Annotated in this window: 29 protein-coding genes; 16 read left to right on the forward strand and 13 right to left on the reverse strand. The window is 64.6% G+C overall.

The window, feature by feature from the left end:
• The first annotated feature begins 4 nt into the window (after nt 1-4).
• The 10 genes from fliM to BSL82_RS17260 all read left to right on the forward strand — a co-directional run bounded on the left by fliM (nt 5) and on the right by BSL82_RS17260 (nt 7,512).
• Nucleotides 5-994: a flagellar motor switch protein FliM gene (gene fliM, locus BSL82_RS17215; protein ID WP_072598458.1), complete on the forward strand. Its 990-nt coding sequence runs from the start codon at nt 5-7 to the stop codon at nt 992-994.
• Between the two features lie 10 nt (nt 995-1,004).
• The gene (fliN, locus tag BSL82_RS17220) at nt 1,005-1,331 is read left to right on the forward strand and encodes a flagellar motor switch protein FliN (protein ID WP_072598459.1); all 327 of its coding nucleotides are present in this window, start codon (nt 1,005-1,007) and stop codon (nt 1,329-1,331) included.
• A 28-nt stretch (nt 1,332-1,359) separates the two neighbouring features.
• Nucleotides 1,360-1,659 carry a FliO/MopB family protein gene (locus BSL82_RS17225; RefSeq protein WP_072598460.1) on the forward strand — a complete coding sequence of 100 codons (300 nt, stop codon included), beginning with the start codon at nt 1,360-1,362 and terminating at the stop codon, nt 1,657-1,659.
• A 100-nt stretch (nt 1,660-1,759) separates the two neighbouring features.
• Nucleotides 1,760-2,536 (forward strand): flagellar type III secretion system pore protein FliP, encoded by a 777-nt coding sequence (gene fliP / locus BSL82_RS17230; RefSeq protein WP_193408590.1) that lies wholly within the window; start codon nt 1,760-1,762, stop codon nt 2,534-2,536.
• Nucleotides 2,537-2,547: 11 nt separating this feature from the next.
• Nucleotides 2,548-2,817, forward strand: coding sequence for a flagellar biosynthetic protein FliQ (locus BSL82_RS17235; RefSeq protein WP_072598461.1), 270 nt, complete (start codon nt 2,548-2,550; stop codon nt 2,815-2,817).
• The gene (fliR, locus tag BSL82_RS17240) at nt 2,814-3,590 is read left to right on the forward strand and encodes a flagellar biosynthetic protein FliR (RefSeq protein ID WP_083579278.1); all 777 of its coding nucleotides are present in this window, start codon (nt 2,814-2,816) and stop codon (nt 3,588-3,590) included. The genes BSL82_RS17235 and fliR overlap by 4 nt, the downstream gene beginning before the upstream one ends.
• A gap of 1 nt (nt 3,591) precedes the next feature.
• Nucleotides 3,592-4,719 carry an EscU/YscU/HrcU family type III secretion system export apparatus switch protein gene (locus tag BSL82_RS17245; protein WP_072598462.1) on the forward strand — a complete coding sequence of 376 codons (1,128 nt, stop codon included), beginning with the start codon at nt 3,592-3,594 and terminating at the stop codon, nt 4,717-4,719.
• A gap of 94 nt (nt 4,720-4,813) precedes the next feature.
• On the forward strand, nt 4,814-6,796 hold the full coding sequence (gene fliD, locus BSL82_RS17250; RefSeq protein ID WP_072598463.1) for a flagellar filament capping protein FliD: 1,983 nt from the start codon (nt 4,814-4,816) through the stop codon (nt 6,794-6,796).
• Between the two features lie 18 nt (nt 6,797-6,814).
• Entirely contained in the window at nt 6,815-7,195 is a 381-nt protein-coding gene (fliS, locus tag BSL82_RS17255; RefSeq protein WP_072598878.1) for a flagellar export chaperone FliS, read from the forward strand.
• Nucleotides 7,192-7,512 (forward strand): hypothetical protein, encoded by a 321-nt coding sequence (locus BSL82_RS17260; protein ID WP_072598464.1) that lies wholly within the window; start codon nt 7,192-7,194, stop codon nt 7,510-7,512. Before fliS ends, BSL82_RS17260 begins: the two co-directional genes overlap by 4 nt.
• Nucleotides 7,513-7,526: 14 nt before the next feature.
• Here the strand turns inward: BSL82_RS17260 and BSL82_RS17265 are convergent, their stop codons facing one another.
• The 11 genes from BSL82_RS17265 to BSL82_RS17315 form a co-directional block, all read right to left on the reverse strand.
• Nucleotides 7,527-8,693: a sigma-54 interaction domain-containing protein gene (locus BSL82_RS17265; RefSeq protein WP_083579280.1), complete on the reverse strand. Its 1,167-nt coding sequence runs from the start codon at nt 8,691-8,693 to the stop codon at nt 7,527-7,529.
• A gap of 130 nt (nt 8,694-8,823) precedes the next feature.
• On the reverse strand, nt 8,824-10,152 hold the full coding sequence (locus BSL82_RS17270; RefSeq protein ID WP_072598465.1) for a bifunctional folylpolyglutamate synthase/dihydrofolate synthase: 1,329 nt from the start codon (nt 10,150-10,152) through the stop codon (nt 8,824-8,826).
• 14 nt (nt 10,153-10,166) lie between these two features.
• Nucleotides 10,167-11,018: an acetyl-CoA carboxylase, carboxyltransferase subunit beta gene (gene accD, locus BSL82_RS17275; protein ID WP_072598466.1), complete on the reverse strand. Its 852-nt coding sequence runs from the start codon at nt 11,016-11,018 to the stop codon at nt 10,167-10,169.
• Complete coding sequence (trpA, locus tag BSL82_RS17280) at nt 11,015-11,833, reverse strand: tryptophan synthase subunit alpha (protein WP_072598467.1); 819 nt, start codon at nt 11,831-11,833, stop codon at nt 11,015-11,017. The genes accD and trpA overlap by 4 nt, the downstream gene beginning before the upstream one ends.
• Entirely contained in the window at nt 11,830-13,044 is a 1,215-nt protein-coding gene (trpB, locus tag BSL82_RS17285; protein WP_072598468.1) for a tryptophan synthase subunit beta, read from the reverse strand. Before trpB ends, trpA begins: the two co-directional genes overlap by 4 nt.
• Nucleotides 13,041-13,682 (reverse strand): phosphoribosylanthranilate isomerase, encoded by a 642-nt coding sequence (locus BSL82_RS17290; RefSeq protein WP_072598469.1) that lies wholly within the window; start codon nt 13,680-13,682, stop codon nt 13,041-13,043. Before BSL82_RS17290 ends, trpB begins: the two co-directional genes overlap by 4 nt.
• A 72-nt stretch (nt 13,683-13,754) precedes the next feature.
• Nucleotides 13,755-14,429, reverse strand: a complete 675-nt coding sequence (pyrF, locus tag BSL82_RS17295; RefSeq protein ID WP_072598470.1) for an orotidine-5'-phosphate decarboxylase — start codon at nt 14,427-14,429, stop codon at nt 13,755-13,757.
• A 4-nt stretch (nt 14,430-14,433) separates the two neighbouring features.
• Nucleotides 14,434-14,778: a lipopolysaccharide assembly protein LapA domain-containing protein gene (locus tag BSL82_RS17300; RefSeq protein WP_072598471.1), complete on the reverse strand. Its 345-nt coding sequence runs from the start codon at nt 14,776-14,778 to the stop codon at nt 14,434-14,436.
• A 91-nt stretch (nt 14,779-14,869) separates the two neighbouring features.
• Nucleotides 14,870-15,991, reverse strand: coding sequence for a M14 family metallopeptidase (locus BSL82_RS17305; RefSeq protein ID WP_072598472.1), 1,122 nt, complete (start codon nt 15,989-15,991; stop codon nt 14,870-14,872).
• Nucleotides 15,988-16,578 carry a DUF4136 domain-containing protein gene (locus BSL82_RS17310; RefSeq protein ID WP_072598473.1) on the reverse strand — a complete coding sequence of 197 codons (591 nt, stop codon included), beginning with the start codon at nt 16,576-16,578 and terminating at the stop codon, nt 15,988-15,990. Before BSL82_RS17310 ends, BSL82_RS17305 begins: the two co-directional genes overlap by 4 nt.
• 113 nt (nt 16,579-16,691) lie before the next feature.
• Nucleotides 16,692-17,438, reverse strand: coding sequence for a metallophosphoesterase family protein (locus BSL82_RS17315; protein ID WP_072598474.1), 747 nt, complete (start codon nt 17,436-17,438; stop codon nt 16,692-16,694).
• A gap of 91 nt (nt 17,439-17,529) precedes the next feature.
• Here BSL82_RS17315 and ykgO point away from each other — a divergent pair, with 91 nt between their 5' ends.
• The 4 genes from ykgO (at nt 17,530) to BSL82_RS20670 (ending at nt 19,010) form a co-directional block, all read left to right on the forward strand.
• Complete coding sequence (ykgO, locus tag BSL82_RS17320; protein ID WP_006833921.1) at nt 17,530-17,655, forward strand: type B 50S ribosomal protein L36; 126 nt, start codon at nt 17,530-17,532, stop codon at nt 17,653-17,655.
• Nucleotides 17,656-17,671: 16 nt separating this feature from the next.
• The gene (locus BSL82_RS17325) at nt 17,672-18,283 is read left to right on the forward strand and encodes an HAD family hydrolase (protein WP_072598475.1); all 612 of its coding nucleotides are present in this window, start codon (nt 17,672-17,674) and stop codon (nt 18,281-18,283) included.
• 67 nt (nt 18,284-18,350) lie between these two features.
• A complete protein-coding gene (locus BSL82_RS20665) occupies nt 18,351-18,521 on the forward strand; it encodes a hypothetical protein (RefSeq protein ID WP_158010997.1) in 171 nt (56 codons plus the stop codon).
• 333 nt (nt 18,522-18,854) lie between these two features.
• Nucleotides 18,855-19,010 carry a hypothetical protein gene (locus BSL82_RS20670; protein ID WP_158010999.1) on the forward strand — a complete coding sequence of 52 codons (156 nt, stop codon included), beginning with the start codon at nt 18,855-18,857 and terminating at the stop codon, nt 19,008-19,010.
• A 320-nt stretch (nt 19,011-19,330) separates the two neighbouring features.
• On the opposite strand, the gene BSL82_RS17330 is transcribed toward BSL82_RS20670, so the two are convergent.
• Nucleotides 19,331-19,810, reverse strand: coding sequence for an Lrp/AsnC family transcriptional regulator (locus tag BSL82_RS17330; RefSeq protein ID WP_072598476.1), 480 nt, complete (start codon nt 19,808-19,810; stop codon nt 19,331-19,333).
• Between the two features lie 130 nt (nt 19,811-19,940).
• Here BSL82_RS17330 and BSL82_RS17335 point away from each other — a divergent pair, with 130 nt between their 5' ends.
• The gene (locus BSL82_RS17335; protein ID WP_158011100.1) at nt 19,941-22,274 is read left to right on the forward strand and encodes a thiamine pyrophosphate-binding protein; all 2,334 of its coding nucleotides are present in this window, start codon (nt 19,941-19,943) and stop codon (nt 22,272-22,274) included.
• Between the two features lies 1 nt (nt 22,275).
• Nucleotides 22,276-23,544: a dihydrolipoamide acetyltransferase family protein gene (locus BSL82_RS17340; RefSeq protein WP_072598478.1), complete on the forward strand. Its 1,269-nt coding sequence runs from the start codon at nt 22,276-22,278 to the stop codon at nt 23,542-23,544.
• A gap of 204 nt (nt 23,545-23,748) precedes the next feature.
• Here BSL82_RS17340 and BSL82_RS17345 read toward each other — a convergent pair whose 3' ends face one another.
• Nucleotides 23,749-24,813 (reverse strand): aromatic ring-hydroxylating oxygenase subunit alpha, encoded by a 1,065-nt coding sequence (locus BSL82_RS17345; protein WP_226998512.1) that lies wholly within the window; start codon nt 24,811-24,813, stop codon nt 23,749-23,751.
• Between the last annotated feature and the right edge of the window lie 167 nt (nt 24,814-24,980).

Consider the following 24,980-nt stretch of genomic DNA (forward strand, 5'->3'; position numbering starts at 1 on the left):
ACCGATGAGCTCCGATCTCAACCTCAGCCAGGAAGAACTGGAGGCGCTGCGCCAGGGCATCGCCGACGGCAGCATCGCATCGAACGCGGGCGTGATGCCGGACGGCGAGGTCGCGCCCTATGCCTTTGGATCGGACGAGGAGCGCAGCTTCGGCGAGCTTCACGCGCTCCACCTGCTGAACGAACGGCTGGCGCGCGGAATGCGGCAGGTGTTCCAGCCAATGCTGCGGGTGCAGCCCAAGGTATCGGCCGCGCCGGTGCTTCTCGACAGCTTCGAGAATTATTCGGACGGCTTCGATGATTTCCTGAGCCTCAACATCATTCGCATGGAGCCGCTCAGGGGCCAGGGCCTTGCCGTGCTGAAGCCGGACCTGATCGGCGCGCTGGTGGACGCCTATTATGGCGGCAAGGGTGAACCGCCCGTCCACCGCCTGCCGGATTTTACCCCGGCCGAAGACCGCGTGATCCAGGCGCTGCTCGAACGCATGTTCGCTGCGCTCAACGCGGCATGGGCCGATGTGTTCGACCTCCAGTTCAGCCGGATCAGCAGCGAAAGCCATCCGCAGTTCCTGTCGTTCCTCGACCCGGACGATGTGGTGGTGGTGACCCGGTTCCTCGTCACCCTCCCGCGCGGCACAAGCTCGCCCGTCGACCTCGTCTATCCGCTCCAGTCGCTGAAGCCGCTGCTGCCGCTGCTCCGCATGCGCGTCATCACCGAACAGGGAGAGCCCGACGCGCTTTGGGACAGGAGGCTGCGCGCGGCCTTGCTCGACATCGAGCTGCCGGTGCGCTCGATCCTTGCCGAACCGTCGATGCCGCTGCGCGCGATCGTCGCGCTGAAGCCGGGCGACGTCATCCCCATCAGCCTGCCGGAAGAACTGCATCTGCTGGTGGAGCGGACGACTTTCGGCGTCGGCACGCCCGGCGAGGCCAATGGCAACGCCGCCATCCAGATCAAGTCCATCGCGCTGCCGAGCGCTGCGACCAACCGTTGACACAGGAGCCATGACCCAGATGGAAGACAATCTCACCGCAACCGCCGAACCCGGCGGCGAAGAGCTGTGGAAGAACGGCAGCCCCAATCTGCGGCTGCTTCAGGAAATCGACGTTCGCCTTTCGGTGGAGGTCGGCAGCGCGCAGCTGAGGATACGCGATCTTCTGAACCTGAACGAGGGCAGCGTCGTCGAACTGGACCGTCAGGCGGGTGCGCCGCTCGACGTGTTCGCGAATGGCACACTCATTGCAAAGGGAGAGGTCGTCACGGTCGGCGGGCGCTTCGGCGTACGGGTTACCGACATCGTGGCGCCGGGAGAGCGCGTCAAGGACATCTGACGCGTCAGCTTTTTGACGGGGGTGGACCTTGATCTGGGACTATTTGCTGCGGCTGGCGATCATGCTGCCGCTCATCTGCGCGATGATCGTGGCCGGGCTGTGGCTCGCCAAGCGCTATAATCTGGGCGCGCTCGGCGCACGGGCGGGGAACGCCCGCTCGGTCGCGCGGCTCACCGAAACGATCGTGCTTTCCCCCGGCATCCGCCTTGCCGTGGTCGATTTCGCCGACAAGCGGCTGCTGCTCGCCGTCACCAAGCAGGGCGCGAATCTGTTGAGCGAGACCGCCGCCCCCGCCTTTCGCATGGAGGAGGGCGGCGATGCGCGGTGAATCGTCCTTTCTGTCATTCCCGCGAAGGCGGGAATCCATGAACACGGCCTTCCCGCATAACCGTCGGCTTCGACGTTCATGGATCCCGGCCTGCGCCGGGATGACGATCGCAGTTTGCATAGCGCTTTTCCTCCCCACGCTCGCCCATGCACAGGCGGCGGTGCCTGCAGCACCCGCCGGGCCGTCGGCGGTGCAGTTCGCGGCCGATGCGTTGAGCGGAAGCGCGGTCCCCGGCGCGCGCCAACCCTTGTCGCTGTCGCTGCAGGTCCTCGTCCTGATGACCTTGCTGTCGGTGCTGCCGGCCGTCATCCTGATGATGACCTCCTTCACCCGCATCATCATCGTCCTGTCGATATTGCGGCAGGCGCTGGGCCTTGCGCAGACCCCGCCCAATCAGGTGCTGATCGGGCTTTCGCTGTTCCTCACCTTCTTCGTGATGAGCCCGGCGCTCAACCAGATCAACGAGACCGCTTTCAAGCCCTATGCCGCCAACACCATGCCGATCGACCAGGCGGTCGAAAAGGGCGGGGCGGTGCTCCACACCTTCATGATGGGGCAGACGCGCGAGAAGGACATCCAGCTCTTCGCCAATCTGAAGAAGGACCAGCCCTATGCCTCTCCGGCGGACGTGCCCTTCTCCGTCCTGCTGCCTGCATTCGTCACCAGCGAGTTGAAGACCGCGTTCCAGATCGGCTTCCTCATCTTCCTGCCGTTTCTCGTGATCGACCTTGTCGTCGCGGCGGTGCTGATGTCGCTTGGCATGATGATGCTGTCGCCGACGCTGATCTCGCTGCCGTTCAAGCTGCTCTTGTTCGTGCTGGTCGATGGCTGGGCGCTCACCATGGGCTCGCTCGCCGGCAGCTTCTTCACGACCTGAGGGGACGGACGGTGGACGCAGCATATTTCACTTCCGTCGCGGGACAGGCGCTCTGGATACTGGTGCTGGTCTCGGCCCCGGTCATCATCCCCGCGCTCGCCATCGGCGTGCTGCTGGGCATGGTGCAGGCCGCGACCTCGATCAACGAGGCGACGCTCAGCTTCGTGCCGAAGCTTCTGGGCGTTCTCGTCTGCCTCGGCATTTTCGGCGGGCTGATGATGGGCCTGCTGATGGACTTCACGATCGACATCTACGCCCGCATTCCGGACCTCGTGCGTTGACGGCCATTCCCTCCCTCGCGATCGAGGCGTGGCTCGTGCAGATGATCTTCGCGATGGCGCGGATCGGGGCGACGCTGGTTTCGGCGCCCATCTTCTCGGCGCTCGGCGTGCCGCTCCAGGTGCGCGTGATCCTGGCGGGCGCGGTCGGCGTGCTGGTGCTTGGGCTTTATCCGCTGGAGGTGCCGGCCGATCCGCTGTCGCTTCAGGGCTTTGCCACCATCGCGCAGGAGGCGCTGATCGGGCTGTCGGTGGGCTTCATCCTTCAGGTCGCCTTCGCGGCTCCGCTTTTGGCGGGCGAGTATCTGTCGAACTCCATCGGCCTTGGCTTTGCCAATATGGTCGATCCGCATAGCGGCGGGCACAGCGCGGTCGTCGGCCAGTTCCTGATGATCCTGATGACCCTGCTCTTCCTTGCGGTGAACGGGCATCTCGTCCTCGTCGAGCTGATCGTCAAAAGCTATGAGACCATGCCGCTCGGCGGCGGGTGGCTCACCCGCGACCATATGTGGGACATCGTGACGTTCGGCGCCTATGTGTTCGCCGGTGGCCTCGCCATCGCGCTGCCGGTGGGCTTTGCGCTCTTCGGCCTCAACCTTCTGGTGGGCGTGCTGACCCGCGCCGCGCCGCAATTGAACATCTTCGCCGTCGGCCTGCCGCTGACACTGATGACCGGCTTTGTCGTGCTTGCAATCGCCTTTCCGGCGATGAGCCAGCTCATGCAGTCGGCCGCCGCGACCGGGCTGGATCAGGCCCGATCCTTCATCGGGGGATAGCATGTCCGACAAGCCCGAAAAGGACGATCAGACAGAAGCCCCGACCGAGAAGCGCAAAAGGGAAGCGCGGGAAAAGGGCAATGTCCTTCGCTCGCGCGAGCTTGCCACGGCGCTGGTGATGATGTCGGGCGCGGTCTATCTCGCGCTCGCCGGGGCGTGGATGGCCGAAAGCCTGAAGAATGTGATGCGCGTCGGCCTGCTCGGCATCCGGCGGGGCGGCGTGGATTTCCAGCCGGGCCGCGCGGCCTGGGCGCTGGGCGAGATCGTCGCCGTGCCCCTTGGCGGGCTGTTCCTCGTCTGCACGGTGGCGGCGATCGCAAGTTCGGTGGTGCTTGGGTCCTTCCAGTTCAACATGTCGCTGATCGCGCCCAAGGCGTCGCGGATGAACCCGGTCAACTACGCCAAGCGCATCTTCGGCATCCAGGGCCTTTCGGAGCTTGGCAAGTCGCTGCTCAAGGTCATCCTCGTCGGAGTCATCGGCTGGTGGATGCTGTCGGGCTATGCGCGCGAGATCGCAGCGCTTGGCGCGCAGGATGTAGGCCGGGCCATCGCCCACACCGGTCATCTCGCCGTCATCTTCCTGCTGGTGCTTTCGGCCGGGCTGATGGTGGTGGCTGGGGTCGACGTGCCGCTTCAGATCATCCAGCTGATGCAGAAGCTGCGCATGTCGCGCAAGGAAGTGAAGGACGAGCTGAAGCAGACCGAAGGCTCGCCCGAAGTGAAGATGGCGCTGCGCCGCAAGCAGCGCGAGGCGACGCGCAACAATGTCCGCGCCGGTGTGCAGCAGGCGCATGTCATCCTGACCAACCCGACGCATTTCGCCGTCGCGCTTCGCTATGACCGCGCGACCGACCGCGCGCCGGTGGTGGTCGCCAAGGGCAAGGGCCTCGTCGCCGAGGTGATCCGCGAGCTTGCTGCGGAAAACAAGGTGCCGGTGCTCAGCTATCCGCTGCTCGCCCGCGCCGTCTATTTCACCTCGCGCGCGGGGCAGGAAATCCGCGACGATCTGTATGTCGCCGTCGCATCGGTGCTGGCGTTCGTGTTCAGCGTGGAGAACGACCGGCTGACGCAACCGGCGATCGACGTGCCGGAAGGCGCGCGCTTCGATGAAAACGGGAGGGAGCTGTGACAGTTTCGGCAATTAAACGAACGGTAAATCCTGCCGTATTAGAACGAGAGGCTGTCGGCGGACCTGCGGCCGATGGAAGGGGGCGGTTCCAACAATGTCGATCCTGACAACCCTGGGCGGCGGATCGGGCATCGACACCGCGCAGCTTGTGTCGGACCTTGTCGCTGCACAGCGCGCCGGTGCGGACGCCCTGCTTCAGTCGCGGCAGGAGAAGGTGGACGCCCGGATATCCACCCTGTCGCAGATCAAGTCGGCGCTTTCCTCCTTCTCCACGGCGCTCAACGCACTGGTCTCAAGCGGTTCGCTTGGCCGCCAGACGGTGAGCAGCGACAGCGCGACCGTGGCCGCAAGCGCATCGGGCACGGGCGAGCCGACCAACATCTCCACCACCATCGAGGTGCAGCAACTCGCGCAGCGGCAGACCGTCGCCTCCGCGCCGGTGGCCGACAGGAACGCCCCGGTGGGCGAGGGTACGCTCACGATCAGTTTCGGCACCGTGACCGGCGCTTTTCCGACGCCCGGCGGCTTTTCGCCCAACGGCAAGTCGGTTACCATCACCATCGGTCCCGACAACAACAGCCTCGTCGGTTTGCAGCAGGCGATCAATGCCTCCGACAGCGGCCTTACCGCGTCGATTATTCAGGATTCGGGCGGCGCAAGGCTGGTCATAAAAGGGGAGACGGGCGCGGCCCAGGGCTTCACCATCGATGGCAGCGCTGGGCTGGAGGCCTTCGAGTTCGGCCCCGGCGCATCGGGCATGACCTGGTCCACCCAGGCCGCCAACGCGGTGATCGTGGCGGACGGCGTGACCGTGGAGCGCACCACCAACAGCGTCAGCGATCTTGTGCCCGGCGTGAAGCTGGACCTGCTCCGGACCAACACCGGCGCGCCGCTGACCGTGACGAGCGACTATGATCAGCAGACGCTGAAGGACTCGGTCGGCAATTATGTCGCGGCCTATAACGAACTGATGGCGATGTTCGCCGAGGCGACCCAGCCGGGCATCAATGGAGCGGTGGCGGGGCCGCTTGCGGGCGATTCCACCATGCGCGACCTGAAGCGCATGCTGGGCGGGCTCACCAGCAAGACGCTGCTTGCGGGCGACGGGCCGAAGAGCCTTGCCGAGATCGGCATCAAGACCAATCGCGACGGCACGCTTTCCATCGACGACGCAAGGTTATCGGCCGCCGTCGCCCAGCATCCGGGCCGGGTGCATGACATGTTCGTGCCGGGCCAGACGAGCAGCTCGCCGCTGCTGGAGGTCGCAAGCGCAATCGGCGCCATCAAGACCGGCAGCTATGAAGTGACGAATGTGGTCGCGGCCACCGCCAGCACTGCGGTCGGGTCGTCGGTGCCAACCGCGTTCGATACGCCGGTGGTGATCGATGCATCGAACAAGAGCTTCACCGCCACGGTGGACGGCCGCACCTCGCTGACGATCTACCTGCCCGAAGGAAGCTATGCCTCGGGCGATGCGCTTGCGTCGGCATTCCAGGCCGCGATCAACAGCGATCCGGTGCTCGCCTCGTTCGGTGTCGGCGTGACGGCGGGATGGGATGGCTCGGCCTTCACCTTTACCTCCAAGAGCCTCGGCATGGCCTCTGCCGTTACGCTTGGCGGGCTCGACGGCACGCTTGCGGCGGTGCTCGGCCTAGATGCGATGACATCGACCGCCGGAACCAATGCGTCGGGAACCATCGCGGGGCAGGCCGCCTTCGGCAGCGGCAATGTGCTGACCGCCTCCTATACCAGCGCCGCCAAGGGGCTTGCGATCAGCGTGTTCGGCAATGTCACGTCCGCCACCATCACGGTGCGCGACACGATCAGCGGCATGCTGGCGGATATCGAAAAGCAGCTCACCTCCACCAGCGGCGCGTTCACCACTGCGTCCGCGCGGCTATCGGCCGAGGCGAAGCGTATCGCGGAGGAACAGGAAGCGCTCGATCTTCGCAGCGATGCGCTGAAGGAACGGCTGGTCAAGCAGTTCACGGCGATGGAGCGGGCGGTGTCGGCGTTCAAGGCGACGCAAAGCTACATGCAGCAGCAGATCGACATGTGGACCAATGCAGAGAACTAGGGACTTGATACAGATATGATGACGGCGCAACGCGCGCGGCAGAGCTATGCCACGGTCGACAGCAGTACAAGGACGGAACAGGCCAGCCCACACCGGCTGATCGAGCTGCTTTATGACGAGCTGCTCTCGTGCCTGCGGCAGGCGGGCATCGCCATCGCCAACGGCGATCTGGAAATGAAAAGCGGCAGGCTCAGCAAGGCGCTGTCGATCGTTCATGGCCTGGAATCCGGCCTTGATTTCACGCGCGGCGGCGAGGTGGCGCGCACGCTGGGCGATGTCTATGCATCGGTGCGCCGCAAGGTGATCGCCGCCGGTTCCGATATGGATCCGGCCGGACTGGCGGAAGCGGCGGACGCGATCGAGGGGATCGCCGATGCCTGGAAGCAGATCCGCCCGTGAGCGACGTCGCGACCCTTTCGCAGGATCTGGAAACCGTGGGCAGCGCCGCATTGTCGTCCGTCTCGGCCGGAGATTGGGAAGGGTTCGAGCGCTATGAGGTCGCGCGGCTCCAACTCGTCATGTCATTGGGGGCGCTGGCGCGCGAGGAGGCGTCCCGGCGCGGCGCGGTGGTGACCGCGCTTTATCGCGCGGCCGATCAGGGGCGGACGATAGCGACGGCCGTGGAAGCGGCGCGGCTGCGGCACAACGCCGGCTCGGGCGAGGCGCTGCGGCAGGACAGGGCGGCGCGGGCCTATGCTTCGATAAACCGGGTCTGATCCCGGCCGCCCGATCAGGCGGCGGCGGGACGTTCGGAACGGCTGATCTGGTATTTGCGCATCTTCTCAATCAGCGAGGTGCGCTGCAGGCCCAGCATGCGGGCGGCGTCGGCGATCACTTCGCCGCTTGAATCGAGCGCGGCCCGGATCAGCGACTGTTCCAGTTCGGCCACCATTGCGCGCATGTCGAAGCTGCCAGCCCCCACCAGCGCACGCGGGTCGATGTTGAAGCCCGCCCCATAGGGCCGAAGCGGCGTTGCGACGGCGCTGATGTCGGCGATTTCGGCCGGTTCGTCCTCGATGCAGTCAGGGCTTGCGGCTTCCCAGACGGCCACCGATTCGTCCATGTCGTGCGGAACGGAAATCGTCGCGCCGATCAGCAGCTCGATGTCCTCCGCGCTCACCTCTGCATCGGGATGCAGGATGGTCGCGCGTTCGATGACGTTGCGAAGCTCGCGTACATTGCCGGGCCAGTCATAGGCGGCCAGCATGCGCATCGCGGCGGGTGAGAAACGGGTTTCGGCGTCCATCTGCCCTAGGAAGTGCGCGATCAGCTCCGGCAGGTCCTCGCGGCGTTCGGCAAGCGCTGGAAGCCGCAGCGGAAAGATGTTCAGGCGGTAGAACAGGTCTTCGCGGAACCGGCCGTCGATGATCGCCTGTTCCAGATTCTTGTGCGTGGCGGAAATGACCCGGACGTTGACCGCCTGCGTCTTGTTGCTGCCGACGCGCTCGATCTGGCGTTCCTCCAGCACACGAAGCAGCTTCACCTGCATGTCGGCCGGCATGTCGCCGATTTCGTCGAGGAAGATCGTGCCGCCATCGGCCGCCTCGAACCGGCCCTTGCGAGTCTGGAGCGCACCGGTGAACGCGCCCTTCTCATGACCGAACAGCTCCGATTCCAGAAGCTCGCGCGGAATGGCCCCGCAGTTGACGGCGACGAAGCTGGCGCCCCGCCTCGACGACGCTTCGTGAAGGCAGCGTGCGACCACTTCCTTGCCGCTGCCGGATGGGCCGGTCACCAGCACAGAAGCCTGGGAGCGGGCGACCCGCGCGATCAGACGGCGCACCTCGGCCATCTTGCGGCTGCGGCCGATGAGCAGTGATTCGATAGAGGGGAGGGATGTTGTTACAGTAGCGAAATCAGCATCAATTTCGCGGTCGGTCCGCGCAGTCTGTCCCATGTGTCCCCCCGGATCGGCGTTACATCGCCTGTGCGAACTTGTTACCGGGAAAATGGTTAACGAAAAAATACCGGGTATTCGTAATTCCCGTAAACCATTAAATTTTTTTCGAAACGTCACCGTATCGAAGCTACTCCGGATCCTGGTCATTCGCATGTAACATTTCGCCGGCAAGATAGAGCGAGCCTGCGATCAGCACGATCGGCGGCCGTTCGTTGTCCGCCGCGCGCGCTATGCGCTTCAGCGCATCCGCCCCATCGGCGGAAGGAACGGCCGATATGCGGTGCGCCTTGGCCGCCCGGGCGAGTTCCTGCGGCGAATGATGGTCGTGGCCGGGCACCGGCACCGGATAGACGGCCGTCAACAGTCCGGCGAATGGCTTGAGGAAGCCGGCCGCATCCTTGTTGGCGAGCATGCCGAGCACCATCAGCAGCGGCGCGTCGTCATGCGCAAGCTCACGAAGCGCATCGGCGACCACCCGCGCGGCGGCGGGATTGTGGCCGCCGTCCAGCCAGAGTTCCGATCCTTTTGGCAAGAGGTCGGACAATGGCCCGGGCGCGAGCCGCTGCATGCGGGCGGGCCACTCCGTCCAGCCCAGCCCGGCGCGAAGCGCGGAGGGAGGAACGTTGACGTCGCTTTGATGGCGGATCATCGCCACCGCCAGCGCGGCATTGTCGGCCTGGTGCGCTCCCGGCAGCCGGGGCAGCGGCAGTTCCAGCAGACCCTTTCCGTCGCGATAATGGAGGTGGCCTTCATAAACCGCCGCGTCCCAGGCGACGCCGCGGATGACCTGCGCGCCGCCTCTGGACCTGACCTCCTCGCTGACCACCTTCTGCACCCGCTCGGCGTAGCGCGACATGATGATCGGCACGCCGGGCTTGGCGATCCCGGCTTTTTCGGCCGCGATCTGCTCTATCGTTGCGCCGAGAAACGCCTGATGGTCGACGCCCAGCTGGGAGATTCCGCATGCGGCGGGCGCGGGAATGACGTTGGTCGCGTCCAGCCGCCCGCCCAGGCCCACCTCGATGACGCAGGCATCGGCGGGCGTGCGGGAAAACGCCAGAAATGCGGCCGCGGTCGTCGCTTCGAAAAAGCTGATCTCGTCGTCGCCGTTCGCGTCGAGCACCTCGGCGAGCAGCGCGGCGAGCGGCTGATCCTCGATCAGGCGTCCGGCAAGTCGGATACGCTCGTTGAACCGGACAAGGTGCGGGCTGGTGTAGACATGGACCTTGTGGCCCGCCGCCTCCAGACAGGCGCGCAGATAGGCGCAGGTCGATCCCTTGCCGTTGGTTCCCGCGACATGGAAGACGGGCGGCAGGTCTTCATGCGGATTGCCCAGCCTGTCGAGCAGCCGCCCGATCCGGCCAAGCCCCAGCACGTCGCTGCCCGGCGACAAGGCCGCCAGCCGGTCCAGCTGCGTTTGCAGCGGCGGGTGATCCGATCTCGCGCCGTCCGCCATGGCTGGCGCTTCCTTCAGGCGTGTTGCTGTTGCGGCATCAACAGGCCAATGACCCGGCCCAGAGTGTCGCGAAGCTGCCGCCGGTCGACGACCATGTCCAGCATGCCGTGCGCAAGCAGATATTCCGCGCGCTGGAAGCCCTGCGGCAGCTTCTCGCGGATCGTGCTTTCGATCACGCGCTGCCCCGCAAAGCCGATGAGCGCGTTCGGCTCGGATATCTGGATGTCGCCAAGCATCGCATAGGACGCGGTGACGCCCCCGGTCGTCGGGTCCGTCAGCACCACGATATAGGGCAGCCGCGCCTCGCGCAGTTCGGCGATGGCGACGGTGGTCCGGGGCATCTGCATCAGCGACAATATGCCTTCCTGCATCCGCGCCCCGCCCGCAGCGGTGAAGACGACATAGGGTGCGCTCCGCTCTATGGCCGCGCGCGCGCCCGCGATGAAGGCCGACCCCACCGCCTGTCCCATCGATCCGCCCATGAAGGCAAAGTTCTGCACGCCCACGACAATCGTCTGATGGTCGATCTCGCCCACCGCGTTGACGAAGGCGTCCTGCTCCCTGGTGGAAGCGCGGGCCGCTTTCATCCGGTCGCTGTACCGTTTGGAATCCCGGAACTTCAGCGGGTCTTCGCTGACGGCGGGCGAGGGGAGGCGGACCCATCCATCGTCGAAAATCTGAGCAAAGCGCGCCTCGGGGCCGATCCGCTCGTGAAAGTCGCACTTCGGGCAGACCGACAGATTTTCCTCGAACTCGCGGGTGAACAGCATCTGTCCGCAGCCCCGGCATTTGTGCCAGAGATTATCGGGCGTCTCCCGCTTCGGGAGAAAGGGCAGGCGTTGACGGACGCGGGTGAGCCAGCTCATGCGGCCTCCTGTTTCCTTGCGTCGCGGACGGCCCTGGACAGGCCGCCGACCAGCGTTTCGACCTCGCGGGCCAGATTGCCGCCCGCCTTGCCGACCAGTTCGACGATGGCCGATCCGACCACGACCCCGTCGGCGAGGCGGGCCATCGAGGCGGCCTGATCGGGCGTGCGGACGCCGAAGCCGACCGCGACCGGAAGCGCGGTCGCCTGCTTGATCCGCGCGACGGCTGCGGCGACTTCCCCTTCGGCGGCGGAGCGGGTGCCGGTTATCCCCGCCACCGCGACATAATAGAGAAAGCCGCTCGCCCCGTTCAGGATCGCGGGCAGGCGCTTGTCGTCACTCGTCGGTGTCGCAAGGCGGATCAGGTGCAGTCCCTCGGCGCGAAGCTGCGGGCCAAGCACGTCATCCTCTTCCGGCGGCACGTCCACGCATATCACCCCGTCCACGCCCGCCGCCTTCGCCTCCGCCGCGAAACGCTCCGGGCCGCGCTGGTCGATGGTGTTGAAATAGCCCATCAGCACCAGCGGCACCTGCGGGTGCCGCGCGCGGAAGTCGCTTGCGATCGCAAACAGCGCGTCGGTGGTGATCCCGGCGGCAAGCGCGCGCAGGTTCGCCTCCTGAATCGCGGGGCCGTCCGCCATCGGATCGGTAAACGGCATGCCAAGCTCGATGATGTCCGCCCCGCCGGCGACCAGCGCATCCAGCACTTCGCCGGTGCGCGCGGGCGTGGGATCGCCGCCGGTGACGAAGGTGACGAGCGCGGCCCGACCCTCCTCGCGGCATTTCTCGAAACGGGCGGAAAGGCGGTCGCTCACAGCTTCACTCCCAGCGCCTCGGCGACGGTGAAGATGTCCTTGTCGCCCCGGCCGGACAGATTGATGACGACGATCTGGTCCCTGTCCATCTTCGGCACGATCTTTTCGGCGGCGGCAATCGCGTGGCTGGATTCCAGCGCCGGGATGATTCCTTCCAGCGCGCACAGCTTCTGGAAGGCGGCAAGCGCCTCGTCGTCCGTCACCGGCACATATTCGACCCGGCCGATCTCGTGCAGCCAGCTGTGTTCCGGCCCGATGCCCGGATAGTCGAGGCCTGCCGAGATCGAATGCGCCTCGGTGATCTGGCCGTCCTTGTCCTGCAGCAGATAGGTCTTGTTGCCGTGGAGCACGCCCGGACGCCCGCCCGCAAGGCTTGCTGCATGCTGCCCGGTTTCAAGCCCGTGGCCAGCCGCTTCCACGCCCACCATGCGCACTCCGGCGTCATCCAGAAAGGGGTGGAACATGCCGATGGCGTTTGATCCGCCGCCGACGCAGGCGATCAGCATGTCGGGCAGGCGGCCCTCCTGCTCCATGATCTGCGCGCGTGTCTCGATGCCGATGACGGACTGGAAATCGCGCACCATCTCGGGATAGGGGTGCGGCCCGGCGGCCGTGCCGATGATGTAGAAGGTGTCGTGGACGTTGGTGACCCAGTCCCGAAGCGCCTCGTTCATCGCATCCTTCAGCGTCTTCGCGCCGGATTCGACGGGGCGGACCTCGGCGCCGAGCAACCGCATGCGGAAGACGTTGGGCTGCTGCCGGGCGATGTCGAGCGCGCCCATGAAGATGGTGCAGGGCAGGCCGAAGCGCGCGGCGACGGTCGCGGTGGCGACGCCGTGCTGGCCGGCGCCCGTTTCCGCGATGATCCGGGTCTTGCCCATGCGCTTTGCAAGCAGGATCTGGCCGATGCAGTTGTTGATCTTGTGCGCGCCGGTGTGATTCAGGTCCTCGCGCTTCAGATAGACCTTTGCCCCGCCCAGCGCTTCGGTCAGGCGCGGCGCGAAATAGAGCGGGCTTTCGCGGCCGACGAAATGCTTGAGCAGATAGTCAATTTCCGCCTTGAACGCCGGGTCGGCCGTGGCGGCGCGATATTCCCGCTCAAGGTCCAGGATCAGCGGCATCAGCGTTTCCGCGACATAGCGGCCGCCGAACTGGCCGAAGTGGCCGCGCTCGTCCGGCATGGTCCGGAAACTGTTGGGCTGGGTGCTCATGCCTTGCTCACCGCCTTCAAGAACGCCTCTATCTTCGCCATGGACTTCACGCCCGGCCTGTCCTCCACCCCCGACGACACGTCCACCAGGCCGGTCGCCGTCACGCCGATCGCCTCGCGCACATTGGCCGCATCAAGCCCGCCCGATACGCCCCAGCGCAGCGGCGCGCGATAGCCCGAAAGCAGCCGCCAGTCGAAGCGCAGGCCAAGCCCGCCCGGCAGGTCCGCTCCCTTAGGCGGCTTGGCGTCGAACAGCAACAGGTCGGCCGCGCCCGCATAGGCGCGGGCATCCGCAATGTCGGCGGCGGTGCGGACGGGGACGGCCTTCCACACATCCAGCCCGGTCAGCGCCTTGATCGCCGCCACCCTGGCCGGGCTTTCATCGCCATGAAGCTGGATCGCCGTCAGCCTTGCAGCCGCAGCCGTCTCCTTCACCTGCGCATCGTCGGGGTCGACGAACACCCCCACCCGCCCGACATGGTCCGCCACGCGGGAGGCGAGCATTGCCGCCTGTTCGCCCGTCACATTGCGCGGGCTTTTGGAAAAGAAGACGAAGCCCACATAAGACGCGCCGCCCCGCACCGCCGCGTCAAGCGTGGCGGGTTCCGACAGGCCGCAGATCTTGGCATGGGTGGTCACATTCCATCCCTTTCGTCATGCCTCGCCTATGCGGGGATGACGGTAAATTGCAACTGGTGGTTTGCGTGTCTTCTACAGCGTCGCCGCAATGGCCCTCGCGGCGGCATCGGGATCATCGGCCTGGGTGATCGGCCGGCCGATGACGAGGATCGACGCGCCATTGTCCAGCGCGGCGCGGGGCGTCATCACCCGCTTCTGGTCGGCAGTGGCCTTGCCGCCGGGGCGGAGGCCGGGAACCACGAAAAAGCCGTTGTGCCAGCGCGCTTTCGCGGCGGCCACCTCATTGCCCGAGCAGACGATTCCGTCCAGCCCGGCGGCCTGGGCGAGGTCCGCCAGCCGTTCCACCTGGTCATGGGCGTTGCCGTTGAGGCCGACCGATTTCAGATCCTCGCCGTCAAGCGAGGTCAGCACCGTGACCGCGACAACCTTGGTGCCCGAAGGGGCGGCGGCCTTCGCGTCTTCCATCATCGCCCGGCCGCCGCTTGCATGGATGGTGATGATCGCTGGATCGAGCGGACGCAGCGCCTGTATCGCCTTGGCGACGGTGTTGGGGATGTCGTGCAGCTTCAGGTCCAGGAAGATCGGCAGGTCCAGCTTGGCCATCTCCCGCACCCCGGCGCGGCCATTGGCGGTGAAAAACTCCAGCCCCAGCTTGATCCCGCCCACATGGTTGCGGACGGCCGTGGCCACCGCCTTCGCATGGTCAAGATCAATGGTGTCGAGCGCGACATAGACGGGGCTGGACATGATGTCAGTTTCCGGGGGGCGGCGACGCCAGTTCAGGCGTCGCGGCCATGTTTTCGGCTGGGGTGGGGGAGGATTCGCCGACAAGCGACGGAGAAGCGGCCGCACGCGCGTCGGCAAGCGCTCGCTCGCTCTGCTCCAGCCTGCGCCGCCACCGCCACCGCGCCGCGCGATGCATTGCAAGCAGCGGAAGCAGCCCGGTGAGGAACGACAGCACCACGATGACCCAGAGCGGCGTCACCATCTGAAGGTCGCTCCAGAGGTTGACCGTAACCGGAGCGCCGTTGCGAATGGCGAACAGGGCGACGGTCACCGCGACCGCGATCCAGATTATCGTCCTGACAAATTGCATGGGCGCTCCTCCAGGCCGACTGTTACGCCCATGGCTTAACGCAAGCCCGGCTCCGCCGCCAGACTTGAGGGGAATAAAGGGCGGGTTTGCGCTATCTCAGATCGTCGATCAGTTCGTGCAGGGCGGCCAGGCAATCGCGCGCGAGGGCCTTTGATCGCCCCGGCGACCAGCCTTCCACCGGATCGGGCAGGTCGAGATTGTCCTTGAACGGCATTTCCAGCGTCATGGCGATGCAGCCGAAACGGTTGGCGAGCTGATTGGTGCTCATCGACAGATTGGCCTTGCCCGGCGGGGCGGCCGGATAGCCGTGCCTGGTCTGGAAATCGGGCGACAGCCGCTCAAGCGTTTCCACATAGCGGCGGTAGCGCCGCCCCTGCGCGTCGTTCCGCTCGGGAATGCCTTCAAACCCGGCGAGGAAGACATGGGGGATCGATTCATCGCCATGCACGTCCATGGCGAAATCGACGCCCGTCCGCTTCATCCGCTCCAGCACATGATGCACTTCCGGGCTGCGTTCCAGCGAAGGGGCGTGCCATTCCCGATTGAGGTTCACTCCCGCCGCATTGGTACGCAGATGCCCGCGAAAGCTGCCGTCCGGGTTCATATTGGGGACGATATGGAAACGCGCCTTGCGACGGAGGCTGCGGGCGACCGGATCGGCGACATCGGTCAGCCGCTCCAGCGCGCCTTCCATCCACCATTCGGCCATGGTCTCCCCCGGATGCTGGCGGGCATAGAGCCAGACCTGCAACGGGCCGTCGCCGATCGACAGCAGGTCGATGTCGCGGCCGTCCAGCGTGTTGCCCAGCGATTCCAGCGACACGCCTTCGCGCTGCGCGATGCGGGCGACGAAATCATGGTGCCGCTCCAGCGAATAGGGCGCGAAATAGGCGACCCACAGTGCATCGCCCGCGGGTGCGTGGGTGATGGTGAGAACGCCGTCGGCATAGCGGGTGGCGGCCCTCACCCAGGTCTGCCGGTCTTCCGACACGCAGGCGGCATAGCCGGGCCAGCCGTCCGGATAGGCGGAGCCGGCGCAGTTCAGGATTCGCAGCGTCACGGGGCCTCCGGCGGCACCCGTCACCCGGAAATGGAACCACTGGTAAAAGTCGGACTCCCGGTCGCGGACGATCTCCAGGTCGGCGCGCTGCCCGTCCACCCCCAGGAGACGGATATTGCCCGCATCGAACGCGGACGAAATCGATAATGTCACTTCACCTCCACGGTCTGCCCCGACGGGCCGGGAAAATCACGGAACAGTGCATCGGCCAGACGGCCGATCTCATCGGCGGGCGCGGCGTCGCTTTCCGTCCGCCCGATCGCCCGGCCTTCCCAAATCACGGCTTCGTCCGACGCCCGCTTCAACTGCACGGCAAGGGTGGTGACGGTGATGTCGCGCGACTTGCCCTTGCCCAGGCCAAAGCTGGTGCCAAGGCCGATGCCCAGTCCGCCGCCATAGGTGCCGCCGCCGACTCCGATCGTCACCGGCGAGCGCGCGGGCAGGGCGGATGGCTGGACGCCGCGCTGGACGTCCACCGTGGCGATCTGCTCGGCCGCCTTGATGTTGTCGCGTGTCGTGAAGCCCTGCAGGTTGAGCGCGGCCGCAACCGCGTTGACATAGCTCTGCTGTTCCAGCGTGGGCGGTGCGGTGCGGTCCAGCGGGGTGACGAACACGTTGCCGCGCGCGATCGGCTGGTTCAGATGGAACCGGGTCACCTGCGCAGGTGGGGCCGATGTGGTGCAGGCGGCGGCTGCGGCGCAAAGCGCCAGCGCTGCGGCGCGAAACATGCGATCAGTCATGGATCAATCCTCCACCCGTTGCCCTGATGGGCGAGCCGCCGCCACGGCAATCGGCGGCAAAACACCAGTAACGGAACGAATGTGCTGCATTTTGGTGGCAGGGTCGAGCAAGATCAGGTTTGAAGAACCCAACGCCGCGCGCCTTCCAGCCCAATCGCGGTCAGCCGGTCCGATGCATAGGCCCCGGTGTCGATGCCGATGCGATTGGGGCACATCTGCACTTCTGGCCTGATTGAATGGCCGTGAACCACGACAGCGCCATGATCCGCCTCGCTTTCCAGAAACTCGCGGCGGATCCAGCGCATGTCCACCGGGTCCTGCTCGTCCAGCGGCACGCCGGGCCTGACGCCCGCGTGGACGAACAGATAGTCGCCGATCCGCCTGCTCATCGGCAGCGCGCGCAACCAGCGGATCACGTCGCTGGGAATGACGGCGCGGGCCGCACGCATCATCGCAGTCTCATCGCCCGACGCGATGATCTGCTCCGGCACGCCAAAGCTCTGGAGCGTTTCCCTGCCGCCGTAGAACAGCCAGGCGGAAATCATCTCGCCATCGCCCGCCACGCTGTCGACAAGCTGTTCCTCATGATTGCCCATCAGCGTGTGAAGCGGCGCGAAACCGGCGCTTCCGGTCATCGCCCTTGCGACGACACCGGCCGAATCAGGCCCGCGATCCACAAGGTCGCCCAGCAGGATGATCTCGGTTTCCAGCTGCGGCCGCCGAGTGTCATCGTCGCCGATCATGCGAATCAGCCGGTCCAGCAGGTCCATCCGTCCGTGGACATCGCCGATCGCGTAAACCCGCCGCCCTTCCGGTATGGATGGAGGGTCGGGGGTGATGATCGGGCTGTTTCCTGACATCGACCGGCCTCGCAGCTTGACTTAACGCGCCCCCGGACATAAGAGCCGCGCCTTCGAACACAACCAGATTTTGCATTAGAGATACCCGGCCATGAAGATTCGCAACTCGCTCAAGTCGCTCAAGTCGCGTCACCGCGACTGCCGGGTCATCCGCCGCCGCGGCCGCACCTATGTGATCAACAAGACGAACCGGCGGTTCAAGGCCCGCCAGGGCTGATTTCAGTCGCGGTTCCGTGTCGGGCATCGAAGCAGTCGTCTTCGACGTCGGCAACGTCCTGTTCCACTGGAACCCGCGTCATCTCTATGAGCGTCTGATAGAGGACAGGGACCGGCTCGACTGGTTCCTGGCCAATGTCGTGACGCTCGACTGGCATTTCCAGCTCGACGCGGGACGCAGCTTCGCCGAATGCGCCGAAGAGCTGACCGCCCTGTTCCCCGACGAGCGCCCGCTGATCGAGGCGTGGCTCCACCGCTTCAACGAGACGCTGGAACATCCCGTATCCGGCATGGCGGAGCTGGTGGAGCAACTGCACGCGCGGCAGGTGCCGCTTTACGCCATCACCAATTTCTCGGCCGATCTCTGGCCGCTCTTCCGCAACACCCAGCCGGTGTTCGACCGCTTTCGCGATATCGTCGTGTCAGGAGTCGAGCGGATGGTGAAGCCCGATGCGGCGATCTATCATCTCGCGGCCCGCCGCTTCGGAATCGCGCCCGGCACCGCGCTGTTCATCGACGACCGCGAGGACAATGTCGCCGGCGCCATCGCGGCCGGGTTCCACGGCCATCACTTTGTCGACGCCGCGCGGCTCCATGCCGATCTGACCGCTCGCGGTGTGATCGGCTGACCGGCCGGGGCGGGAGAGGGGCACTTTCCGCCGCTTGTCACGTTTCCCCATTTTAGGGAGCGTGAACATGGCAGCGAGCAGACATGTTGGAGACGGGCATTCGGGCGGGCACTCGGGGCCTGGTCCGGTGGCCCGGCTCGTCATCATCGGCATTCTGGGATTTCTTGCGGTCGCGCCCTGGGTCCTGGTGGAGGTGTTCGTCTGGCGCTCTGTGATAGTCCCGTCCGCTCAGCTTTGATCCACGCGGCCACGCCCCGCCGCTCGCCCCAAAGAAGGCGCGGTTGCAGGCGAACATAGGCAAACCTTCCCGAACAATGTCGGATCAGTTTTTGACAGTTTTCTGAGGGTTTTTCAACCGTTCGCGTTCATCGGCGAACATTTGACTGGTGCCAGAAGAACACTCCCATCGGGCACCCAAGGAGCTGATTTTCCCTGCAAATTGGCAGTGGAAAATCACCGGCACCATCAATAGCACCAACACATCGTCTGGAAAAGGCTGGATGTCCCCGGACAGGGGTAAACTACGCCGTTCGACAGCCGCTTAGTAGTAGCCATAGGGCGGGCGAAAGGCGTGATCATCATCGTCGCCAAACAGCTTATTTTTCTCGAAACGCTGCTCAAGACCGTCCGCCGAAAGCGCCGCTTCGCGCGAGGCCAATCGGCGCTCGGCCAACCCCAGGAATTCGGCTACGCGGCTGGCGCTCCCGGCCATTTCCTCGCCGCGTAAGCCCGCGACCAGCCGCCTCAGCCGATCGAGCGCGGCCCGTTCTTCGAGCGCCTAGTTCGGCTCTCCGCGATATGGTCCTTGCGAAGCGCGAGTCCGCGCTGGCGCCGGTGCCCCTAACGTTACCTCGCTTGCGCTTCGGGCTTAGGTGATCATCCTTTTTCGCCGCCGCCAGTAATGCACTGCTCCGCGATATAGCGAGCCGGGTTCTCAATGCCTTGGACCTTAGCGTCGCTGAAGGAGTGCCGTGGGCTCCCGCCTCGTACAACTGGGATAAAGAAAGCCGGAGATTCAGCGCAAGGAACCGTGAGCGTGATGGCGCCCTAACGCTTGGCCATGACCGGCAGAGCCGTCCGATACACGATCGGGCGGAGTGCGAAGCTGGTCGTGACCTGGGACACACCTTTGATCCTGGTAAGTTTATGGCGAAGAAAATCCTCGAATTCAACGAGCGAGCCAACCAGGACGCGGAGTTGGTAATCGGATTCGCCGGTCATAAGATAACATTCCATCACTTCGGGCAAACTGGCGACCGCCGTCTCAAATGAGGCCAGGTGGCTGTCGTCCTGCTGGTCGAGCCGGATGCGAATAAAGGCGGTCACCTGCAATCCGACCGCATCGGGATTCACGATCGCGACGTAGCCGCTGATGACGCCGTTATCCTCCAGCGACCGGACCCGTCGAAGGCACGGGCTGGGCGACAGGCCGATCTCCTCAGACAGATTCTGGTTGGTCATCCGGCCATCTCGCTGAAGGCTGTCCAGGATTTTACGATCGATCTCATTCAATTCGAATTTTGGCATATGTTGCCCAATACAATGAAAATATGGCAATTAAATGCCATTTTTTGTGAAATATCCAGCCATTTCGCAAGGACGCGACAGGCGCCGTCACTCTATATGCGGTTACGCACATGGAGGCGTTATGACGAAGATGGCCGTTTCGGATCTGAATCAGGATATGCTGGCTGCTCTGGAGGCACTCGACACGCGCCTACGCTGGCTGTCGGCCTGGACGATCCATAATGCCAATCACATTCGCGGCAGTCGTGACGGCCTGAAGGTCGGCGGTCATCAGGCCAGCTGCGCGTCGATGACCGCGATCATGGCGGCGCTCTATTTCCATGCGCTGCGGCCGCAGGACAAGGTGGCGGTGAAGCCGCATGCCGGCCCGGTCCTCCATGCGATCCATTATCTGCTCGGTAATCAGTCGCTCGACCAGTTGCAGCGCTTCCGTGGCCTCGGTGGCGCGCAAAGCTATCCGTCGCGGACCAAGGATGCGATTCCGGTCGATTTCTCGACGGGGTCGGTCGGGCTGGGCGTCGCCGTCACGGCCTTCACCTCGCTGGTGCAGGACTATCTGATCGCGCACGGCCAGATGAAGGAAGCCGACGCCGGTCGCATGATCGCGCTGATGGGCGATGCCGAGCTTGACGAAGGCAATATCTATGAGTGCCTGATCGAAGGCTATAAGCACGATCTCAGGAATTGCTGGTGGATCGTCGACTATAATCGCCAGTCGCTGGACGCGACGACAGCCGACCGCATGTTCCGCCGCTTCGACGATATCTTCGAGACCTGCGGCTGGCGCGTGATCACCATGAAGCACGGCAAGCTTCAGAAGGCCGCGTTCAAGAAGCCCGGCGGGAAGACGCTGGAAGACTGGATCGATAACTGCCCGAACGCGGACTATGCTGCGCTCACCTATCAGGGCGGAGCCGCGTGGCGCGCGCGGCTGATGGCCGATATCGGCGGCAAGCTCAATGTGAAGAAGCTGCTCGACGGCTTTGACGACGAGGCGCTGGCCGCGCTCATGACCAATCTGGGCGGCCATTGCGTCGACACTCTGGTCGAAGCCTTCGACAAGGCTGCGGACGACGTGCCGACGATGTTCATTGCCTATACGATCAAGGGCAATGGCCTGCCGTTCGCGGGGCATAAGGACAATCATGCCGGCCTGATGAACCCGACCCAGATCCACGGCCTGCGCGACAGCCTGGGCATCGCGGAGGGGCAGGAATGGGAGCCCTATGCCGGTCTCGGCGACAATATGGCCGCCAAGCTCAAGGCCTTTGTCGAGCAGAGTCCGCTGGCAAAGACGAATACCGAGCCAGTTGCGGAGGGGGTGCCGGTGCCGGATCGGCTGCCCGTCCCGGACGGCGACGAACAATCGACGCAGGCCGCATTCGGACGGATATTGCTCGATCTGTCGAAATCGGGTCACCCGCTCGCGGATAGAATTGTGACAACCTCGCCCGACGTTACCGTCTCGACCAATCTGGGAGCGTTCGTGAACCAGCGCGGACTTTTCCGGCGGCAGGAACTCAAGGATGTGTTCGCCGGCGCGAAGATCCCGTCGGCGCAGAAATGGTCGGGTCATGCGGCCGGCCAGCATATCGAACTGGGGATCGCGGAGAACAACCTGTTTCTAATGCTTACGGCGCTCGGGCTCGCGGCGCCGCTGTTCGGCAGCCGGCTGATGCCGATCGGCACCGTGTACGATCCGTTCATCGCCCGAGGTCTCGATGCGCTCAACTATGGCTGTTACCAGGATTCGCGCTTCCTGCTGGTCGCGACCCCGGCCGGCCTGACGCTCGGACCGGAAGGCGGCGCGCATCAGTCGATCAACTCGCCGCTGATCGGCATGGGCCAGCCCGGCCTCACCTATTTCGAGCCGGCCTATGCCGACGAACTCGCCGCGCTGATGCGTTGGTCGTTCGAGCATTTGCAGGCGGAGAAAGGCGGTTCCGTCTATCTCCGCCTCACCACGCGCTCGATCCCGCAGATCGAACGCGTGGATGACGGCTGGGAAGCGGATATGCTGAAGGGAGGTTACTGGCTGAAGCGCCCGTCCGGCGAAGCCGAAGCCGCGATCGTCTTCACCGGCGCGATCGCGCCCGAAGTGCTGACAGCGTTCGACGGCTTGGTCGAGGATATTCCCGGCCTCGGCCTGCTGAACGTGACCTCGCCTGATCTGCTGCATCGCGGCTGGTCCGCTAAACAGGCGGGGCGCTGGACCGGGAAGACCGAGATCAGCCACGCGGAGACGCTGTTGTCCGCGCTGTCGCCGCATGCGGGGCTGGTGACGATCATCGACGGTTCGCCCTCGGCTTTGTCCTGGCTGGGCAGTGTGAAGGGCATGCGCGTCAGCCCGCTCGGCACCGACCGGTTCGGCCAGACCGGCGACCTCATCGACCTCTACCGCAATTATCGCCTGGATGCCGAGGCCATCATCGAAGCCGCCGCCGAACTTTTCCTGGGGGAATAGAATGTCGATCGAACTGAAGATGCCCGCTCTGTCGCCAACGATGGAGAAGGGCACACTTGCCAAATGGCTGGTGAACGAGGGCGATCTGGTAAAAATTGGCGACCTGCTCGCCGAGATCGAGACCGACAAGGCCACGATGGAGTATGAAGCCATCGACGAGGGCCGCATCGCATCGCTCGTTATCGCAGCCGGGACGGAGGATGTTCCGGTCGGGACCGTGATCGCGCTGATGGCGGAGTTGGGGGAAGTCGTGGCGGCGACCCGACTGGAGATGGCGGATGCCGCTCCGGCGGCCGCCGAGGCATCGTCGTCGCCTGCGCCCAAGGCCGACATCGCGCCGCCACCCGCCACCAAGCCTCCCGTTCCGCTGGTCGACGATGCGGGTGTCAGTGCGACCCCGCTGGCGCGCCGTATCGCGACGGTGAAGGGGCTGTCGCTGCTCGACGTCACCGGCACCGGTGCGCGGGGGCGGATCGTCAAGGCCGACCTGGGTCTGAGGCCGCTGGCCCCGACGGCGATCGCCGCCCCCGTAGCGGGCGCTGCGGTCGCCACCGCGCCCGTCCATGCGCCGCCGGCGGGTGTGCCGGTCGAGACGATCAAACTGTCGGGTATGCGCAAGACGATCGCCCGCCGCCTGACCGAATCCAAGCAGACGGTGCCGCATTTCTACCTCACCGCGCATTGCAATATCGATGCGCTGCTTAAGCTGCGCACCACGCTGAACGAGAGCCTGTCGGCGCGCGGCATCAAGCTGTCGGTCAATGATCTGGTGATCAAGGCAATGGCGCTGGCGATGGCGCGGCAGCCCGACGTCAACGTTCAGTTCGCCGGCGATGAGATGCACCGTTTCGGCCGGGTCGACATATCGATGGCGGTGGCGATCGATGGCGGCCTGATCACGCCGGTGATCCGCGACGCGGCGAGCCTGTCGCTCTCGGCGATCGCGATGCAGAGCAAGCAACTCGCCGCGCGGGCGCGCGACGGCAAGCTGATGCCGGAGGATTATCAGGGTGGCACCGCATCCATCTCGAACCTCGGCATGTATGGGCTCGACGAGATGTTCCCAGTCATCAATCCCCCGCAGGCGCTGATCCTGGGAATCGGATCGGGGATCGAAAAGCCATGGAAAGTCGACGGCGTGATCGCGCTTGCAACGATGATTACCGCGACTGCAAGTTTCGATCATCGTGCGATCGATGGTGCGACGGCCGCGCGTTTCATGGCCGCTTTGCGCGACCTGTTGGAAAATCCGATCCGGCTCGTCTGTTAGCTGCGTGTATCAAGCTGAGCCGGCATCTGGGAGGCGAAGATAATCGGATAATCTTCGCGTTGCCCCACGTTGTGTCCCGCGTTGGTTGGAGCATCCTTGGCCTCCAAGGCCGTCGATATGCCTAGCCAGCGTTCCCGACTCTTTGGGAGATCAACAGCGAGGTCAGGGGCCGAAGGTGCAAGGGTTCTGACTGGGAAACGGCGTTCAGCGGTCGACCTGACCGCTGAGTACCTGAGCGACCCGCAATGGCTCGGGAACATTTTTCACGCCGATCCTGCGGTCGATTTCTTCCTCCATCCAATAGAGCGCGCGCTCCTTGAATCCCATCAAAACATGCGAAAGGGCACCCTTCTCGACGCCATGCTGCATGCCCGGAAAGAGCCGGAGATCTTCAGCCAATATCGCCTGAAAGCTGGTTCGCATCACGTTCCAATAGGCTTCATCGGAGGGGCTCGACTCCCAGCCAACCAACCTGATCTCAAGGACTGACTTCTTGTCTCCAGCAGGCCAGAAATTCTGAAACGCAAACCCCCCAGGATCAAGCGCCGCGTAGCAATTGGGGAAGGTCGACAGAACATTGCTCAGTTCCTTGAACACCGGACTGATTTCGTCTGCGATAGCCGCCGCCGAGCTGTAAATGGAGCTATTGTCGCGACGCGCGACCGTTATGCGCGCATGTCCATGGTCGAGCAGCGCAACCGTCAAGGTCTGCGGTTGAAGATGAGGCGCCAATGACTGCGGATGCACGGTTGTGGTATGATAACCTTCGATGAAGTTGTGATAAGCAAGCTTCCAGTTACAATCCATTTCGATGAAATAGTGGTCCTTGACGACCAGATTCTCGAAGGGAAAGCCGGTCATCGGGCCTACCACCGGTGCCATGAAATCGGCCAGGGATTCGCCCTCCGGGGAGAGGTTGATGAAGATGAGCCCACGCCAAACATCGCAACGGACGGGCGATAAGCCAAAGTCAGCTTTGTTGAGACACGCGAAATCATGCGCTTCCGGAACCGAGACGAGATCGCCGCTAAGCGAATAGCCCCAGGAGTGATACGGGCAGATGAAGCGGGCGACCCGGCCTGTTGGCTCCCGCAGCAGAGCGGATGCGCGATGCCGACACGTGTTATAGAAGGCACCGATGCCGCCATCCTTGTCCCGCCTTACGATCACCGACAGGCCGAGCTGCTCGAACAGAAAATAGGATCCGTCCCGCGCCAGCTCGCTTTCGACGCCGACCATGAGCCACGTCTTTTTCCAGAGATGCTCCATTTCCGCAGCAGCAAAACCTGGGTCGTAAAAGCGGGCGGTCGGAACGCCCGGCAGCGCCGGAAAGCCTTCAGGATAGCGCCTGCGAGCAAGTTGCTCGTCCATCGCGCGGCGGATATTCCCCAGTGTGTCCTGGCTCATGACGTCTTCCTTGGTACTCGGGCTTAAGC

The organism is Tardibacter chloracetimidivorans (genome assembly GCF_001890385.1).
Taxonomy (GTDB): Bacteria; Pseudomonadota; Alphaproteobacteria; order Sphingomonadales; family Sphingomonadaceae; genus Tardibacter; species Tardibacter chloracetimidivorans.

What these genes read in the sequence shown, in the direction of transcription:
- fliM (WP_072598458.1), top strand. Translation starts at nt 5, where the DNA reads ATGAGCTCCGATCTCAACCTCAGCCAGGAAGAACTGGAGGCGCTGCGC.
- fliN (WP_072598459.1), top strand. Translation starts at nt 1,005, where the DNA reads ATGACCCAGATGGAAGACAATCTCACCGCAACCGCCGAACCCGGCGGC.
- fliP (WP_193408590.1), top strand. Translation starts at nt 1,760, where the DNA reads ATGACGATCGCAGTTTGCATAGCGCTTTTCCTCCCCACGCTCGCCCAT.
- BSL82_RS17245 (WP_072598462.1), top strand. Translation starts at nt 3,592, where the DNA reads ATGTCCGACAAGCCCGAAAAGGACGATCAGACAGAAGCCCCGACCGAG.
- fliD (WP_072598463.1), top strand. Translation starts at nt 4,814, where the DNA reads ATGTCGATCCTGACAACCCTGGGCGGCGGATCGGGCATCGACACCGCG.
- fliS (WP_072598878.1), top strand. Translation starts at nt 6,815, where the DNA reads ATGACGGCGCAACGCGCGCGGCAGAGCTATGCCACGGTCGACAGCAGT.
- BSL82_RS17265 (WP_083579280.1), bottom strand. Translation starts at nt 8,693, where the DNA reads ATGGGACAGACTGCGCGGACCGACCGCGAAATTGATGCTGATTTCGCT.
- BSL82_RS17270 (WP_072598465.1), bottom strand. Translation starts at nt 10,152, where the DNA reads ATGGCGGACGGCGCGAGATCGGATCACCCGCCGCTGCAAACGCAGCTG.
- accD (WP_072598466.1), bottom strand. Translation starts at nt 11,018, where the DNA reads ATGAGCTGGCTCACCCGCGTCCGTCAACGCCTGCCCTTTCTCCCGAAG.
- trpB (WP_072598468.1), bottom strand. Translation starts at nt 13,044, where the DNA reads ATGAGCACCCAGCCCAACAGTTTCCGGACCATGCCGGACGAGCGCGGC.
- pyrF (WP_072598470.1), bottom strand. Translation starts at nt 14,429, where the DNA reads ATGTCCAGCCCCGTCTATGTCGCGCTCGACACCATTGATCTTGACCAT.
- BSL82_RS17300 (WP_072598471.1), bottom strand. Translation starts at nt 14,778, where the DNA reads ATGCAATTTGTCAGGACGATAATCTGGATCGCGGTCGCGGTGACCGTC.
- BSL82_RS17310 (WP_072598473.1), bottom strand. Translation starts at nt 16,578, where the DNA reads ATGACTGATCGCATGTTTCGCGCCGCAGCGCTGGCGCTTTGCGCCGCA.
- BSL82_RS17315 (WP_072598474.1), bottom strand. Translation starts at nt 17,438, where the DNA reads ATGTCAGGAAACAGCCCGATCATCACCCCCGACCCTCCATCCATACCG.
- ykgO (WP_006833921.1), top strand. Translation starts at nt 17,530, where the DNA reads ATGAAGATTCGCAACTCGCTCAAGTCGCTCAAGTCGCGTCACCGCGAC.
- BSL82_RS20665 (WP_158010997.1), top strand. Translation starts at nt 18,351, where the DNA reads ATGGCAGCGAGCAGACATGTTGGAGACGGGCATTCGGGCGGGCACTCG.
- BSL82_RS17330 (WP_072598476.1), bottom strand. Translation starts at nt 19,810, where the DNA reads ATGCCAAAATTCGAATTGAATGAGATCGATCGTAAAATCCTGGACAGC.
- BSL82_RS17335 (WP_158011100.1), top strand. Translation starts at nt 19,941, where the DNA reads ATGGCCGTTTCGGATCTGAATCAGGATATGCTGGCTGCTCTGGAGGCA.
- BSL82_RS17340 (WP_072598478.1), top strand. Translation starts at nt 22,276, where the DNA reads ATGTCGATCGAACTGAAGATGCCCGCTCTGTCGCCAACGATGGAGAAG.
- BSL82_RS17345 (WP_226998512.1), bottom strand. Translation starts at nt 24,813, where the DNA reads ATGGAGCATCTCTGGAAAAAGACGTGGCTCATGGTCGGCGTCGAAAGC.